This window comes from Maridesulfovibrio zosterae DSM 11974 (genome assembly GCF_000425265.1).
GTDB classification, from domain to species: Bacteria; Desulfobacterota; Desulfovibrionia; order Desulfovibrionales; family Desulfovibrionaceae; genus Maridesulfovibrio; species Maridesulfovibrio zosterae.
The window spans coordinates 314,716-328,126 of the sequence record NZ_AUDC01000011.1 but is presented as its reverse complement, the minus strand read 5'-3'; the positions used below and the strand labels follow the sequence as shown (position 1 = coordinate 328,126).

Here is a 13,411-nt window from a genome sequence, read left to right as displayed (position 1 = left end):
TGTCTGTAAAAAGTAATTTTTGACGCACCAAGCAACTGCTTCCAATATCAAACGTCCTTAAATAACGCAATGAGTAAGGAGGGCAGATTTTGTTGCGGTTTTTAAAAAATGAAGGTACAGCCGCCCCATGAACAATAAATATGACGCATTGGCCCTTTTTTCAGGCGGGCTGGACAGTATATTGGCATGCAAGGTTATTCAGGATCAGGGACTCAAAGTTTTGGGGATCCATTTTGTAACACCGTTTTTCGGTAATCCTGAAAAGATAGAACACTGGCAGGAAATCTACGGTGTTGAAATCATGGCTGTTGATATCAGTGAAAAATATATAAAAATGATGATGGATATTCCTGAGTACGGAATGGGCAAGCTGATCAATCCATGTGTGGATTGTAAAATTATGATGATCAGCCATGTAAAATCCATGCTTGATGAATTCGGGGCTAAGTTTATTATTTCCGGTGAGGTTGTGGGACAGAGGCCTATGTCCCAGCGACCAACGGCACTTAATGCCATTAAGAACAGTTCTGATTCAAAGGATTTTCTTTTACGTCCTCTTTGTGCTCAGAGCCAGCCTGTTACACCGATGGAAGAGTCGGGGCTGGTTGATAGGTCAAAGCTACCCAACATATATGGAAGGGGCCGTAAAGAGCAGCTTGCAATGGCTAAAGATTATGGATTTACAGAGATCCCTACTCCTGGTGGAGGCTGTAAATTAACTGAAATTGAGAATGCCGCACGTTTTTTTCCGCTGCTCAAGAAACTTGATATTCCGGATGTAAATTCTTTTCAGCTCGGGACCACAGGACGTCAGTACTGGGCCGGAAATAAACTGCTGGCAATTGGCAGAAATCATAGTGATAATGATAAAATGGAAGATCTTTTTGATGATTCAGATTATATGTTTGAAGTTAGAGGTTTCCCCGGTCCGCTCAGTATAGGCCGCGCCTTTAGGGCAGAAGAGTGGAGTAAAGATGAAATACTTGATGCCGCTGCATTGACAGCATCTTTTTCTCCAAAGGCAGTTCAGTCCGGCGAAAAGGTACACGTGGCAATTATCGGTCCTGATGGAGAAATTGTAGTATCTGTTATGCCTTCACGGGATACCGATACCGGTTTTGCCGGTCCTGATCTTGATGGGCTTAAAGAGTGGAAAATGGCTAGAGATGAGCAAAAGCAAACTAAAAGAGTTTAATCTATTTTCATTTTTAGATCATAAGTCTGTGTGATAAAGTGCTGGTCAAGGTTCTATAAGTATTTCTGATCAAGACTGAAATGGTATTTTTCTTTTTCCGCTGCCGATGGGCATCTATCGCAAAAAGGCTAAGTCCATATTAAATTTAAAAATGTCCCGGAGAATATATGGTTTCTAATATAGCTTTTTTTCTGCTCAGTATTTTTCTACTTTGGTTCGGGGCGGACTGGATCGTTGAGTCTGCGTCGAAGATTGCGCGTAAATATAAAGTTTCCGATCTAGTGATTGGATTGACTATTGTTGCTGCCGGAACATCTGCACCGGAATTTCTGGTTACCGCAACCGCTGCATTTAAAGGGATGTCAGATATCTCTTTGTCTAATGTTGTCGGTTCTAATATTTTTAATCTTGGCTTCATCTTGGGGCTGATGGCACTTATTAAGCCGTTACCTACTAATCGTTCTCTTGCCATGCGTGATGCGCCCCTTTTACTGGCAACCACAGCTTTGATTCTGGGACTTGCATATTTTGATAAGCTGGATCGTTCTGCAGGTATCATGCTGCTCGTTATTTTGGGTGGTTACATTGGTTATCTAATGATTCACAGTAAAAGGGCTGCCAGAAATCTTTCCGGTGTTATTCCTGAGGTTGACGATAGTGCTACAGGAGAGGTCTCATCAAAAGACTGGCTCAAGTTGTTGGTCGGATTTATAGGCATTGCTCTTGGCGGTGAATTTATGGTTGATTCTGCCTCAGAAATTGCCCGTCACTTCGGTGTTTCCAATTGGGTCATAGGAGTGACCATTGTTGCTGCTGGAACTTCTTTGCCTGAACTGGTGACCTGTCTTGCTGCGTCAATGAAGGGCCGTAATGAAATGCTTCTCGGTAATCTGATAGGTAGCGATTTTTTCAATTTTGCGGGAGTTCTGGGGTTGACCTGTGTACTTCGACCTCTTGATGTTACTCCTGAAGCTTTGCCCGGATTAGCGGTGCTGGTAGGAATGGTGGGGCTTGTTCTGGTCTTTATTCGCACAGGTTGGAAAGTTAGTCGCCTGGAAGGAGCAATTCTAGTCGCTTTAAGTCTGGGACGTTGGGCACATGATTTTATGGGATGATTGAATTTATCTTATTGCAAAATAAGAAAGCCCTGTGAACGTACGTTCACAGGGCTTTCTTATTCGGCATATAATAGCTTATTTGGCTACCATAACACTTGTTGCCTTGATCATGGCATTTACTGTGTCACCTTCTTTAAGATCCATGTTTTCAACTGAGTGTTTGGTTATTACTGATGCTACTTCTACGCCTGGAGCAACCTCAATGATTACTTCTGCGTTTACTAGTCCAACAGTGATCTGTTTGATTTTACCTGGGATAAAGTTACGTGCGCTAAGTTTCATTTTTACATCCTTGCGGTTGAGATTAATATGTGAGAAGCTTTTATGTTATTCTTTTGATAAAAGTCAAATGCTTATTTGTTGTTTATATAGATGCATAGAAGGATGTAAAAGGCTCTAATGTAGTTCGTTTACATTTTGTCTTCTATTAGAAGCGATCTTTCTCGCAATTCATTCTTATTTGCTATATAGTGCATATTACTACTAAATCAGTCAGTTAAAGGAGTTGTCATGTCTCAAAGTTCAAGTGGAGCATTTAGTCATCCAAAACCGTTTTATCTACTATTCTCGGTGGAAATGTGGGAGCGGTTTGGTTATTACGGAATGCAGGCCCTTCTTGTCCTGTTCATGGTTAAAAAACTGGGGTTCAACGATAATCTGGCCGATTCTACTTTCAGTGCTTTTGCAGCCCTTGTTTACGCTTTTATATGTGTAGGTGGATACGTAGGGGATAAAATTCTCGGTAACCGGAGAACCATGTTTCTGGGAGCGCTTGTTCTTGCCGGAGGATATGGTTTGCTCGGCATGGACTGTGAAAGGTTTCTTTATCCTGCACTTGGGCTGATAATTGCCGGTAATGGGCTCTTCAAGGCGAATCCTTCCGCATTGGTGTCCAAATTATATGACAAAGGGGATTCGCGAGTAGACGCTGCTTTTACCATTTACTACATGGCAATTAATATTGGTTCTTTTGCAGCGATGTCTTTATGCCCTATTATTCAAAAACATTATGGGTGGAATGCCGGATTTTTTGTCTGTTTCATAGGTATGGTTATAGCAATTCTTAATTATATTATATTCAGGTCTGTACTTGAACCTATTGGCTCGAAAGCAGACTTTGAACCGCTTTCAATCAGTAAACTCATGCTGACCATTCTTGGAACAGCTCTTATTGCGACAGTTTCTGCACTGTTACTTAAGAATCTGATTATTGCTCATGGGTTGCTTTATTCTGCACTTGTAGTTGTTGCCGTTCTTTATGTGCGAGAAATACTAAAAGCAGAGGTGCATGAGCGGGCTAATCTTATTGTTTGTTTGATCCTTATGGTTGAGGCAATAGTTTTCTTTGCTCTATATCAGCAGATGCCAACATCTTTAAATCTTTTTGCCGCTCGTAATGTGCATCCGGTAATTTTAGGGATCCCGGTTGAACCTGCATCTTTTCAAGCTTTGAATCCGTTTTGGGTAATGGTTTTAAGTCCTGTGCTGGCGGTTGTTTATGCTAAACTGGATAAAGCAGGAAACGACTTTTCACTTCCTGGGAAATTTGCAATGGGCATGATTATGTGCTGCGCTGCTTTTATGACTCTCGCCTTTGTTGCTGAGTATAGAGCTGATGCAGGTGGGTACGTCTCAGGTAATTGGCTGGTGTTGAGTTATGCCTTTCAGAGTCTTGGTGAACTCTTGGTCAGTGGGCTGGGATTGGCAATGGTATCCAGACTGACTCCTGAAAGATCAATGGGGTTTATGATGGGGGCATGGTTCATGTTTCAATCAATTGCCATGGTGCTGGGCGGAGAAATCGCCACAATAGCAAGCGTGCCTGAACACGGTATTACTGCCTTAAAATCACTTGTAATATATGGTGATCTATTTATGAATATAGGGCTGGTTACCGGTGGGATAGGCATTGTCATGGCCGCATTTGTTCCTGTTCTCAAAAGGTATATCAGTGAATAATTGTTGCGTGTCTATTTTTTAATTGACCTAAATTACTTGCCAGCCATGCAGAAGATGTCTACCTTACTTGGTAAGTAGGTTAAACATATACGGGTGCATGGCATCCGTTTAATGAAAAGATTAAAAAAATGATTTGGAGGATACTATGAGTAGATTTGGTACAGCCGGCTCTGTAAGTGCGAGACCGGAAGTCCTTAACGCTTTTATGCGTGGAATTTACAGTTGGATGAGTGCCGGACTGCTTGCAACAGCAGCTGTAGCATGGGTTACTCTTTCAACTCCCGCTGTTTTGAACCTGGTTCTGGCTCAGAATCCTGAGACCGGTATGATTGCACCAACAATGCTGTTCTGGGTTGCAGCTATAGGTGAGATTGGTTTGGTCTTTTATCTCAGTATGCGTATCTCTAAACTTTCGGCCAGCGCTGCTACCGGATTGTTTATGGCATACAGTGCTCTGAACGGTCTGACTCTTTCAACTATTTTGATTGCATACACATCTGCATCAATTTTTCAGACTTTTCTGGTAACCGCAGGAATGTTCGGTGCCATGTCATTATATGGTTTGACTACTCGTCGTAATCTTACCGGAATGGGCGCGTTCATGATGATGGGTGTTTTCGGTCTTCTTATTGCGATGGTTGTAAATATGTTTATGCATAGTTCTGCTATGACTTTTGCGATCTCAATTCTTGGCGTATTTATTTTTGCCGGACTGACAGCTTATGACTCACAGAAGCTTAAAGATATGGGTGATTTTATCCCGGCGGATGATGCCACTGCTGTAAGGCGTGGAACCATCATGGGAGCACTTACCTTGTACCTTGATTTTATAAACATGTTCATATTCCTGCTGCGTCTTATGGGTAACCGCGAATAGTTCTAATCAACTCCAATATAGTTATGCTCTGCCGGATTTTTAAATTTGGCAGAGCATATTTTTTTTATTCCTGCCTGCATGGTTTTTTTCATCTTTCAATCCAATTAGTTGTGGGCTTTTTGTCCGTAAAATTATTATATAGTGTTGAGTTAAGACTTTTGCTTTATTTAATTTTGCAGGACCAATAGTAGCTTTTACGAAAATAATAAGTAGTAATAGGGCATGCTTAATTTTAATTGATTAAATTAAGTTTGGATTAACTTCCGTCACTGACACCTAAGGCTTGTGCGTATGCTGATTGAAATACAAAATATTTTAAGCCCGATACTGACCCCTCTTTCTAAAGGATACGGTGCGATTATGAAAATACGTGCCGATCGTTATTCTGAAGGTAGTTATGAGCTGTTTCAGCCTCAATGTCCCTGCATCTCTGTTGGGAATATCGGTTCCGGTGGAAGCGGTAAAACACCGTTAACAGGTTGGTTGCTCAGATGGGCAGAAGGTCATGGACTAAGGGTCGCAGTGCTTACCCGTGGCTATGGAGCAAAGCCGCCAGAGCATCCTTATCCTGTACTGAAAAACAGTCCTGTTGCTGAAGCAGGAGATGAGCCTTTAATGCTGGCGGCAGCTAATCCTGAGGCTATGGTAGTTGTTGATCCTGTACGTAAAAGATCAGGTCGCTGGGTTTCTGCTGAATTTAAACCTGATTTTATAATTTTGGATGACGGATTTCAGCACATGGCTGTGCAGCGTGACTTAGATTTTGTACTCATGACTCCAGATGATTTTACTAGCGGATGGAATAAAGTTATTCCTCGAGGAACTTGGCGTGAAAGCGTGCAGGCTTTGCATCGGGCGGATGTCTTTTTTGTTAAGAGTAGTCCTGATGATTTTAATTCCATGCGATATTTAGTAAGTGAAAAGCTGAGTGGATTTGGTAAACCAGTTTTTCAATTTAATTTGGAAGCCAAAGGACTGAAGCTTCTTGGTGGCAACGATAGAATAGAATTTGGAAATGATAGTTTCTTACTTTTTTCCGGTATTGGAAAGCCTGAATTGCTTTTAAAGGATGCGACAAAGTATCTGGGCAGGGCCCCTGCTGAATGTATGGTTTTTAAAGATCATCATGCATACAGCTGGAAGGATGTAGAGCTTATCAGACGAAAAGCAGTGACTGTGGCTGCCAAGAAAATAATATGTACTCCAAAAGACGCAATTAAATTGACTAATCTTGGGTGTGAAGATTTTTATGTGATTGATTTAGAAGTAGAATTTAAAGAATCGATATTTTTTGACGGAACAGAAGAGTTGAGTTTCAATGAATGGTGGACTGAGAAAAAGTTGCATAAGAAATAGAAATATCTGTTAATATCAGCCTTAATTAATAATATTAAAGAGATTGCATTTCATGCGTTAGAGGTGACGATGCGTATGGATTTAGCGTCATAATTTAATAATCGTTTTTATCTCTATCGACAGAGTAATTTGTAAATATAAAAGTGCGCAGCACATTACTATCAGGATATAATAAAGTGGGAAAAAAAAGAAAATCTAAGAATCCCGGAATGATTAAGCCTTATGAGGCTATGAATGTTTTTAAAGCCAGCAAAAAACCATTATCCGTTGGCGAGCTTGAAAAGAGACTTGGACTCACCAAAAGACACCGCAAATTTGTTAAAGATATTTTAAAGGGACTTGTTAAAGATGGAAAAATTATCAAGATAGGCAGCAGTTATGGTGTTGTAGATAAAATGAATATGGTTACCGGAAAGCTGCAGGTTCAACGATCCGGTGTGGCTTTTGTTTTGCCTGATGAAAAAGGGCGTAAAGATATTTTTATTCATCCCAAAAATATGCGCGATGCATGGCATGGAGACAGGGTCACTGTTGCTATTAACAGTGAAAGCAGAGGTAAGCGGGAAGAGGGACGGGTTGTCCGTGTTCTTGAGCGTGGCAAGCAGGTTTTTCCTGTACGGGTTATCCGTCCTATGGGCGGGACTGCATTACTTTGTCATCCTACTGATCCAAAGATGGATCTTGGTATTGTCGTCGACCCTGATTTTTATCTGCCTGAAGAGCGTTTGCTGGATGATGATGGCAATGAAATATATCCGCTCGAATCCATTGAAACAGATGTTGATTTTTCGCAGATAAATAATGGCGATGTCTTACTGGTTGCTCCCGGTAATCAGATTAATCCAAATCTGTGGGAAGGCCGCATTCTTAAATTTCTGGGACAGGAAGATGATGCGCTGGTACAGGAAGCAGTTGTTAAAGCTAATCATGCTATCTCTACTGATTTTCCTGCAAAGGTTCTTGCTCAGGCGGATTCATTGCCAGACGCACCTGAAGAAAATGATTTTTCTGAGCGTGTCGACATGCGTGATATACCTTTTGTCACAATTGACGGAGCTACTGCCAAAGATTTTGACGATGCCGTACACGTTGAGAAAACCTCATCCGGATATTGCTTAAGAGTGGCAATTGCGGATGTGAGCCATTACGTAGCAATGGATTCTCCCATGGACCGTGAAGCATTGCAGCGCGGCAATTCGTATTATTTCCCTAAATCTGTTGAACCGATGTTTCCTGAAGCTCTCAGTAACGGGCTGTGCAGTTTAAATCCGAATGTTAATCGTCTGGCAATGACTGCCACCATTGAGTTCAATGAGTCCGGCGAACCTCAGTCTTCAAAATTTGCGACTGCGGTAATTAAAAGCCATGCACGTCTCACTTATGATGAGGTCTTCGCTGCGATTATCGAAGGAGATGAGGCGGAGCGTGAGAAAATAAGTGATCTTGTTCCCATGCTGGAAGTGGCGGAAAAGCTGGCTCGAAAAATTAATACCATTCGTAAAGGACGCGGAAGTCTTGAATTTGATCTGCCTGAGCCGGAGATTATGTTTAATTTGCAGGGTAAAACCGTAGATATACGCCCTAGATGCCGTAATTTTGCTCATCAGATAATTGAAGAATTTATGATAGCGGCCAATGAAGCTGTTGCTGAATTTCTGACTGAAAAAAATATGGGCTGCCTGTACCGAGTTCATCCCGGACCGGATTCAGAGAAATTGGTAAGCCTTTTCAAGGTGCTTCGCAAAATGGGCATCAGTAAAGACGTTCCTGATCCTGTTACTCCTGAATCACTGCAACATATTTTGCAGGAATCTGAAGGAACAGATCAGGAGTTCTTAATCAGCAGACTTATGATCCGCTCTATGAAGCAGGCTAAATATGAACCTGTAAATGAGGGGCACTTCGGGCTTGCTTCTGATTGTTACTGCCATTTCACTTCACCCATTAGACGTTATGCCGACCTTGTTGTTCACAGGTTACTTAAAGTGGCCTTAGGCGATACACATCAAGCCATACCCGGAGATAAACAGCTCTTACGAATCGGTACAAACCTGAGTGCCCGTGAGCGTGTTGCTATGGAAGCTGAGCGTGAAATATTGAAACGCCTGACCATTATTTTTCTTAAAGATAAAGTCGGAGAAGATTTTACCGGAATAATTTCATCCATGGCTGATTTTGGTTTCTGGGTAGAGTTTCAGGAAGTGATGGCGGAAGGAATGCTCAGGTTATCCCGACTCGATGATGATTACTATACATTCTGGGCAGATCGTCAGCTGATCGTTGGAGAACGGACTGGTAAGGCTTTTCGTCTTGGACAGAAAATTACTGTTCGCCTTGAGTCAGTAAGTCTGGAAATGCTGGAAGCTGATTTGGCGTTGGTTGAGGGCGGTGAAGATTATAAGAAATTTGTTTAGCCTACAGCAATCTGCTCTATTCTGCGTGCAATTTTGCAAAATAGTGTTAGTTCACAAACTTTCTCATCAATTTCACATTGATAAATATCGTCGCACTCAGCAATTGCGTTGAGTGCTTCGTATATTTTTACCAATGATTCTGAACTAGTGCTTCCACATAGATCGCGGATCATTTTTTTGAGACCGTTAGGAGCATTCTCAAGTAACATGAGCTCGACTCCAGAATCACCGAAGTCGAAATCAAAATGTTCTGCATATTTTGCAGCCAGATTCTTAACAGCAAGGTCGTTACTCATCAAAAAAACTCCAAAGTGAATATCTCTTAACTATTCGTGCTCTTTACTACAAATAATTTTTTTTTAAAAGCGTTGTCTGTTTACAAAATGGTTGCGATAATGTTTTGCGTGTGTTAACCATAGGTTAACGTTGCTGTTAAATATATATTAATACGGGGAAGCAATGCAAAATAAAGATTTCGATTCATTTTTTGAAAGACTTAAAAGTCAGACTGATATTTCAACACAGGCGCAGCTTGCTCGTGAACTTGGTGTCGGGCGGGCTGCTATTTCATTGGTTAAGAAGAAGGGGATGGTTCCTCCTCGATGGATTCTTGAGCTTTCTGTAAGATATAATATAGACTCAACCTGGCTTGAATCAGGTCTAGGAGCGCCTCGCCCGGAGGTCAGTGCAGAAGAGTTCGCAGGGGAATTTGAACGTATTCCAAAAGTTGCGGCCCGTCTTTCTGCCGGAGGAGGATCTTTTGAAACCGGCGGTCAGGTAGAAGGGTATTATGCATTTCGCAAAGACTGGATCGGAAGCAAAGGCAATCCTTCTCATATGGTACTTATGGAAGTATATGGAAACAGTATGGAGCCAGAACTCAAAGAAGGTGACATTGTTTTATTGGATCAGTCGCGACAGAATATTCTTGCCGGTGGTATTTATGCTGTAGGCGTTGAGGATACTGTTATGGTTAAACGGGTTGAGAAGAGACCCGGTCAGGTTGTATTACATAGCGATAATAAAGATTATTCTCCCATTTATCTAGGGGGAGATGAACTTGAAAATGTCAGAGTGCTCGGGCAAGTGGTCTGGGTTTCTCGCGAGTATCACTAATTCTATTTGATCCTGATTAGCTGTTTGTTGCTGGATTTTAAAATTCGAATTTCTTGAAGCCTCCTTTTTTGGGAGGCTTTTTTTTATTTTAAGTATTCGTATTAAAGCGATTTATATTGAAAGTGTATTCTTTTTGTTTATCTAGTGTTTATTTTAGATTGACATAGGTGTTTTGTTGTGATTAATTGAAGTCGTCACATGGCGAGAGTTCAGCGAGAAGGTGAAGACCTTTTCTTTTCAGATAAGCTAAATGAGCAGGAGGCATTCATGCAGGAAAGATTTTGCAAGTGCGGCAACCGGGTCATGGTGCAGTACCAGAATAAGAAATCCACAGACTGGTTCACCCGTTTCTGGGTGATGGGTTCAACATTCGGCAAGACAATTAGAATTTGTCCTGAGTGTGGATGTCCTCTCGATATTAATAGCCTAAAGTGAAAATTAATGTTTAGTTACAGTTTACAAAAATGTTTTCGAAGTTGGTGCGGAAACTTAATAATAAAATTTTAAAATTTCGGTCGGCTTCTCCCCTGTTGCCGACTCGAAACAGTTGATCTCATCTAACACACTTTATCCATCTCTCATCCCCCATCTAAGCCGCCCGTTCGGGCGGCTTAATTAATTTGACCATAAAATATGTCTGCAAAACATTTCAATATATCGGCATTACATTTATTTTGACTTCTATAGTTATTTAATGAAAGTTTTTTATGCGGTACTGTTTGATGCATTGGACCGCATTATATGGGCTGATAAAGATTTGCAGGGCAATTACATAGCTGAGATAAATTATGGATAGTGAGGGTAATATGGGAGAGTGGATCGTAGATTTTCAAGGGCGTAATCATTCTACAGCAATAAATCTTAATTTTTTATGGAAGCAGGATAATATTTTTATCATGGATAATCACAGAGGGGCGTTATGGTGCTGGTTGGATTGTCTTAAAAGAGAAAAAGAGCTGAGCCTTTTTCATGTGGATAGACATTTTGATGCATTATTTTCGGATAAAGATTACCGGCATTTTCCACATGATAACTTTGAAGATATGACTATTGTAGACTATCTGGCCTGTGGTTATGAAAATGATTTTTTTTCTGTAACTCCGCTTTTTAGATGGGATAATTATCTGGGATTATTCATTGAAAGATATAAGGATAAAATAACTGACTGGGCATTTGCTACTCATGGCAAGGGCTCTGCACCTAACTCCGTTCGTTACGCCGCATATGATCCTTGGGAATTTCCTTCAGCTATTGGTGGATTGACAGGGAACTGGATTTTTAATCTGGATCTGGATTATTTTTTTAGTCGTATGACAAATGGAGAAATGGGGCGCCTTTTTACAGACGAGTACATCTCCGGATGGGGAGTGGCACTACGTAAAGCAATTGATGCAGATGTTATAAAAAGTCTGACCATCAGCCTGAGTCCTGAATGTGCTGCAGGGTGGAGCGGTTCTGAACAAGCTCTGCAAGTGTTGCTTACTGGATTAGGTATTAAATTTGATCTCCCTGTTTAAGACTAGTATCTAATAAAAAAGCCTCGTCAATTTTGCATTTGCAGATAGATGAGGCTTAAGTATTTGTTTCTCTGGGTTAATCTCTATTCCAGACTTTAAATTTGTGATCGGCAAAAAATTCAGTATACAGTTTTTCTGCCTTTTCTTTGAATTTGTCGTCGTGCATTACCAATACGCTCAGAGCTTCGTATTTGAAATAAGCAACAACATCATCCCAATCAATTTCTTCTTTACTATTTTTAAATCTGAACCCCTGTAATCCAGGTTCAACAAGTTTCTGAGTCATGGGATCATCTACGCCTGCGTTTTTGAAAAATTCGCAGATTTCCGCTTTAACATTATCTGGCCAGTCAGTTTCACCTAATGGTATAAGGTCCTGAAATTTATTGTCTTGGCCTTTTTTTAGAATGTACATTAATATAACTCCAATTTACTATGGTCATTTATCAAGTGATTATGAAATAAAAACAGGTACTTTTCAAGTTTATCTTGCACCATCAATGATGAAAATATTTTCTTCCAAAAAATGTTTTGTAAATCTAATCTTATTGCCACTTGCTTGTAATGTCTTTTTTAGCATTACTGAGTAGTACAAAAACATAATACTTCGTCATTTACTATCCATGAGCGACTAGTCTTTTCCTCAGATGTCCCCAGTCTACTCCTTGATTTGGAGCAGTGGAATTCATTAATTGTATAGAATTTAATCAACTCGTATGAATCTTCCTACTATCTGTCCTGTAGCCTGAGAGGTTGCAGAGTCATCAAATTCAGTTTTTAGAAAAGTAAGAGCAGAATAGTCATTGGTAAAAACCAGTGTCCGTATCTGAGAATTTCCGCCTCCATTTTCGTATTTAATTAAATCTGTAACATAGACAGTGTTGTCTGAAATAGTGATTGAACGAAAAACATTGTATTGATCCAGTTTCCATATATTTTCAAGATATTGCTCGTTTGATGGCAATAAATAATGATCATAGTGACTGTTACGGTCTTCAGTATCTACGGAGATAACTATAGTTGCTTCTGTGGTAATCATCGTGTCTTTATAGTGAACAGTAACCTTTCCTTTAAATTTTCCTGCAAAACGTGAATTATTGATTTTATCCATCTGTATTGCATTGTTTTTGGTTGAATTAATATTTTTTGATGGCGATTTATTTTCATATTCTGTGATGCCATAACGCGGTCTTTTTAGATTATTTAAAGATGGATATTCTTGAGCCGAACTTGAAGTCGCTGAGAATAGTATTATAAAAAATAAGACTGGTATCCTGAGCATTATGAATTTTCTCCTGCATATTGCTGAGACAATTTTAATTTATAAGTTGCTTATCGTTACTTTCGAATGGAAGAGTAGCATGAATTATAATGTGATGAAAATGTTTATAATGGTTACGATCCTGTCTGTCCTTATTCGTATAACAATTTTGTATGCGGAAATGAAAATAATATTGAAAGATGGGAATATTGTTAATGTTGTGGTCCGTATCCCAGTAAGGGTAAATATCTTTACGTTGAGTTTACCTGTAGCAATAATATGGAGCGGGCAAAAATTGCCCAGGCATACGTAATCAAGTTGAAATGTCTTTAATTATCTAGAGCTATCTCTGCAGGCGTCATTTTTGCATTTATTATTTAATGTGAAAATTATTCCTGACGGAGGTTAGTAAATGCGGAATACTTTGGCGTTGGGCCTTGTTTTGCTCAGTGGAATGTTTCTTTTGAACTCAGGATTTCAGATTTATCGCAGCTTTAACCCAGTAAAAATTAAGGACCCCAAGCCAATACGGTTGGTACGCATCGAAGGAAAGAATTGTCCTTTATATTTCCCGGAAGGCCAGTAGGCCTTCCGGGAT

At 40.2% G+C, this 13,411-nt stretch carries 14 protein-coding genes; 10 read left to right on the top strand and 4 right to left on the bottom strand.

Annotated elements, in window-relative coordinates; all coding sequences use genetic code 11:
• Positions 1–127 precede the first annotated feature (127 nt).
• Together H589_RS0105715 and H589_RS0105710 are read left to right on the top strand one after the other, a co-directional pair.
• The gene (locus tag H589_RS0105715; RefSeq protein WP_027721148.1) at positions 128–1,195 is read left to right on the top strand and encodes an adenine nucleotide alpha hydrolase family protein; all 1,068 of its coding nucleotides are present in this window, start codon (positions 128–130) and stop codon (positions 1,193–1,195) included.
• A gap of 167 nt (positions 1,196–1,362) precedes the next feature.
• Positions 1,363–2,310 (top strand): calcium/sodium antiporter, encoded by a 948-nt coding sequence (locus H589_RS0105710; protein ID WP_027721147.1) that lies wholly within the window; start codon positions 1,363–1,365, stop codon positions 2,308–2,310.
• Between the two features lie 78 nt (positions 2,311–2,388).
• Here H589_RS0105710 and H589_RS0105705 read toward each other — a convergent pair whose 3' ends face one another.
• Positions 2,389–2,595: a TOBE domain-containing protein gene (locus H589_RS0105705; protein ID WP_027721146.1), complete on the bottom strand. Its 207-nt coding sequence runs from the start codon at positions 2,593–2,595 to the stop codon at positions 2,389–2,391.
• Positions 2,596–2,823: 228 nt separating this feature from the next.
• Here H589_RS0105705 and H589_RS0105700 point away from each other — a divergent pair, with 228 nt between their 5' ends.
• The 4 genes from H589_RS0105700 (at position 2,824) to rnr (ending at position 8,919) form a co-directional block, all read left to right on the top strand.
• A complete protein-coding gene (locus tag H589_RS0105700) occupies positions 2,824–4,272 on the top strand; it encodes an oligopeptide:H+ symporter (RefSeq protein WP_027721145.1) in 1,449 nt (482 codons plus the stop codon).
• 145 nt (positions 4,273–4,417) lie between these two features.
• The gene (locus tag H589_RS0105695; RefSeq protein ID WP_027721144.1) at positions 4,418–5,149 is read left to right on the top strand and encodes a Bax inhibitor-1/YccA family protein; all 732 of its coding nucleotides are present in this window, start codon (positions 4,418–4,420) and stop codon (positions 5,147–5,149) included.
• Between the two features lie 291 nt (positions 5,150–5,440).
• Complete coding sequence (gene lpxK, locus H589_RS0105685; protein WP_035075143.1) at positions 5,441–6,505, top strand: tetraacyldisaccharide 4'-kinase; 1,065 nt, start codon at positions 5,441–5,443, stop codon at positions 6,503–6,505.
• Positions 6,506–6,681: 176 nt separating this feature from the next.
• On the top strand, positions 6,682–8,919 hold the full coding sequence (gene rnr / locus H589_RS0105680) for a ribonuclease R (RefSeq protein ID WP_027721142.1): 2,238 nt from the start codon (positions 6,682–6,684) through the stop codon (positions 8,917–8,919).
• On the opposite strand, the gene H589_RS0105675 is transcribed toward rnr, so the two are convergent.
• Positions 8,916–9,215, bottom strand: a complete 300-nt coding sequence (locus tag H589_RS0105675; protein ID WP_027721141.1) for a hypothetical protein — start codon at positions 9,213–9,215, stop codon at positions 8,916–8,918. The genes rnr and H589_RS0105675 overlap by 4 nt on opposite strands.
• A gap of 163 nt (positions 9,216–9,378) precedes the next feature.
• Here H589_RS0105675 and H589_RS0105670 point away from each other — a divergent pair, with 163 nt between their 5' ends.
• The 3 genes from H589_RS0105670 to H589_RS0105660 all read left to right on the top strand — a co-directional run bounded on the left by H589_RS0105670 (position 9,379) and on the right by H589_RS0105660 (position 11,552).
• On the top strand, positions 9,379–10,035 hold the full coding sequence (locus H589_RS0105670; protein ID WP_027721140.1) for a LexA family transcriptional regulator: 657 nt from the start codon (positions 9,379–9,381) through the stop codon (positions 10,033–10,035).
• A gap of 198 nt (positions 10,036–10,233) precedes the next feature.
• Positions 10,234–10,470, top strand: coding sequence for a hypothetical protein (locus H589_RS20885; RefSeq protein ID WP_035075140.1), 237 nt, complete (start codon positions 10,234–10,236; stop codon positions 10,468–10,470).
• A 353-nt stretch (positions 10,471–10,823) separates the two neighbouring features.
• Positions 10,824–11,552 carry a peptide arginase family protein gene (locus tag H589_RS0105660; RefSeq protein ID WP_245577048.1) on the top strand — a complete coding sequence of 243 codons (729 nt, stop codon included), beginning with the start codon at positions 10,824–10,826 and terminating at the stop codon, positions 11,550–11,552.
• 76 nt (positions 11,553–11,628) lie between these two features.
• Here H589_RS0105660 and H589_RS0105655 read toward each other — a convergent pair whose 3' ends face one another.
• Positions 11,629–11,967 carry a hypothetical protein gene (locus tag H589_RS0105655; protein ID WP_027721138.1) on the bottom strand — a complete coding sequence of 113 codons (339 nt, stop codon included), beginning with the start codon at positions 11,965–11,967 and terminating at the stop codon, positions 11,629–11,631.
• Positions 11,968–12,255: 288 nt separating this feature from the next.
• Positions 12,256–12,834, bottom strand: coding sequence for a hypothetical protein (locus H589_RS0105650; RefSeq protein WP_027721137.1), 579 nt, complete (start codon positions 12,832–12,834; stop codon positions 12,256–12,258).
• Positions 12,835–13,225: 391 nt separating this feature from the next.
• Here H589_RS0105650 and H589_RS20880 point away from each other — a divergent pair, with 391 nt between their 5' ends.
• Positions 13,226–13,399, top strand: coding sequence for a hypothetical protein (locus tag H589_RS20880; RefSeq protein WP_169433105.1), 174 nt, complete (start codon positions 13,226–13,228; stop codon positions 13,397–13,399).
• Positions 13,400–13,411: the final 12 nt, after the last annotated feature.

What these genes read in the sequence shown, in the direction of transcription:
- H589_RS20880 (WP_169433105.1), top strand. Translation starts at nt 13,226, where the DNA reads ATGCGGAATACTTTGGCGTTGGGCCTTGTTTTGCTCAGTGGAATGTTT.
- H589_RS0105700 (WP_027721145.1), top strand. Translation starts at nt 2,824, where the DNA reads ATGTCTCAAAGTTCAAGTGGAGCATTTAGTCATCCAAAACCGTTTTAT.
- H589_RS0105705 (WP_027721146.1), bottom strand. Translation starts at nt 2,595, where the DNA reads ATGAAACTTAGCGCACGTAACTTTATCCCAGGTAAAATCAAACAGATC.
- H589_RS20885 (WP_035075140.1), top strand. Translation starts at nt 10,234, where the DNA reads ATGGCGAGAGTTCAGCGAGAAGGTGAAGACCTTTTCTTTTCAGATAAG.
- lpxK (WP_035075143.1), top strand. Translation starts at nt 5,441, where the DNA reads ATGCTGATTGAAATACAAAATATTTTAAGCCCGATACTGACCCCTCTT.
- H589_RS0105655 (WP_027721138.1), bottom strand. Translation starts at nt 11,967, where the DNA reads ATGTACATTCTAAAAAAAGGCCAAGACAATAAATTTCAGGACCTTATA.
- H589_RS0105675 (WP_027721141.1), bottom strand. Translation starts at nt 9,215, where the DNA reads ATGAGTAACGACCTTGCTGTTAAGAATCTGGCTGCAAAATATGCAGAA.
- H589_RS0105650 (WP_027721137.1), bottom strand. Translation starts at nt 12,834, where the DNA reads ATGCTCAGGATACCAGTCTTATTTTTTATAATACTATTCTCAGCGACT.
- H589_RS0105660 (WP_245577048.1), top strand. Translation starts at nt 10,824, where the DNA reads ATGGATAGTGAGGGTAATATGGGAGAGTGGATCGTAGATTTTCAAGGG.
- H589_RS0105715 (WP_027721148.1), top strand. Translation starts at nt 128, where the DNA reads ATGAACAATAAATATGACGCATTGGCCCTTTTTTCAGGCGGGCTGGAC.
- H589_RS0105695 (WP_027721144.1), top strand. Translation starts at nt 4,418, where the DNA reads ATGAGTAGATTTGGTACAGCCGGCTCTGTAAGTGCGAGACCGGAAGTC.
- H589_RS0105710 (WP_027721147.1), top strand. Translation starts at nt 1,363, where the DNA reads ATGGTTTCTAATATAGCTTTTTTTCTGCTCAGTATTTTTCTACTTTGG.
- H589_RS0105670 (WP_027721140.1), top strand. Translation starts at nt 9,379, where the DNA reads ATGCAAAATAAAGATTTCGATTCATTTTTTGAAAGACTTAAAAGTCAG.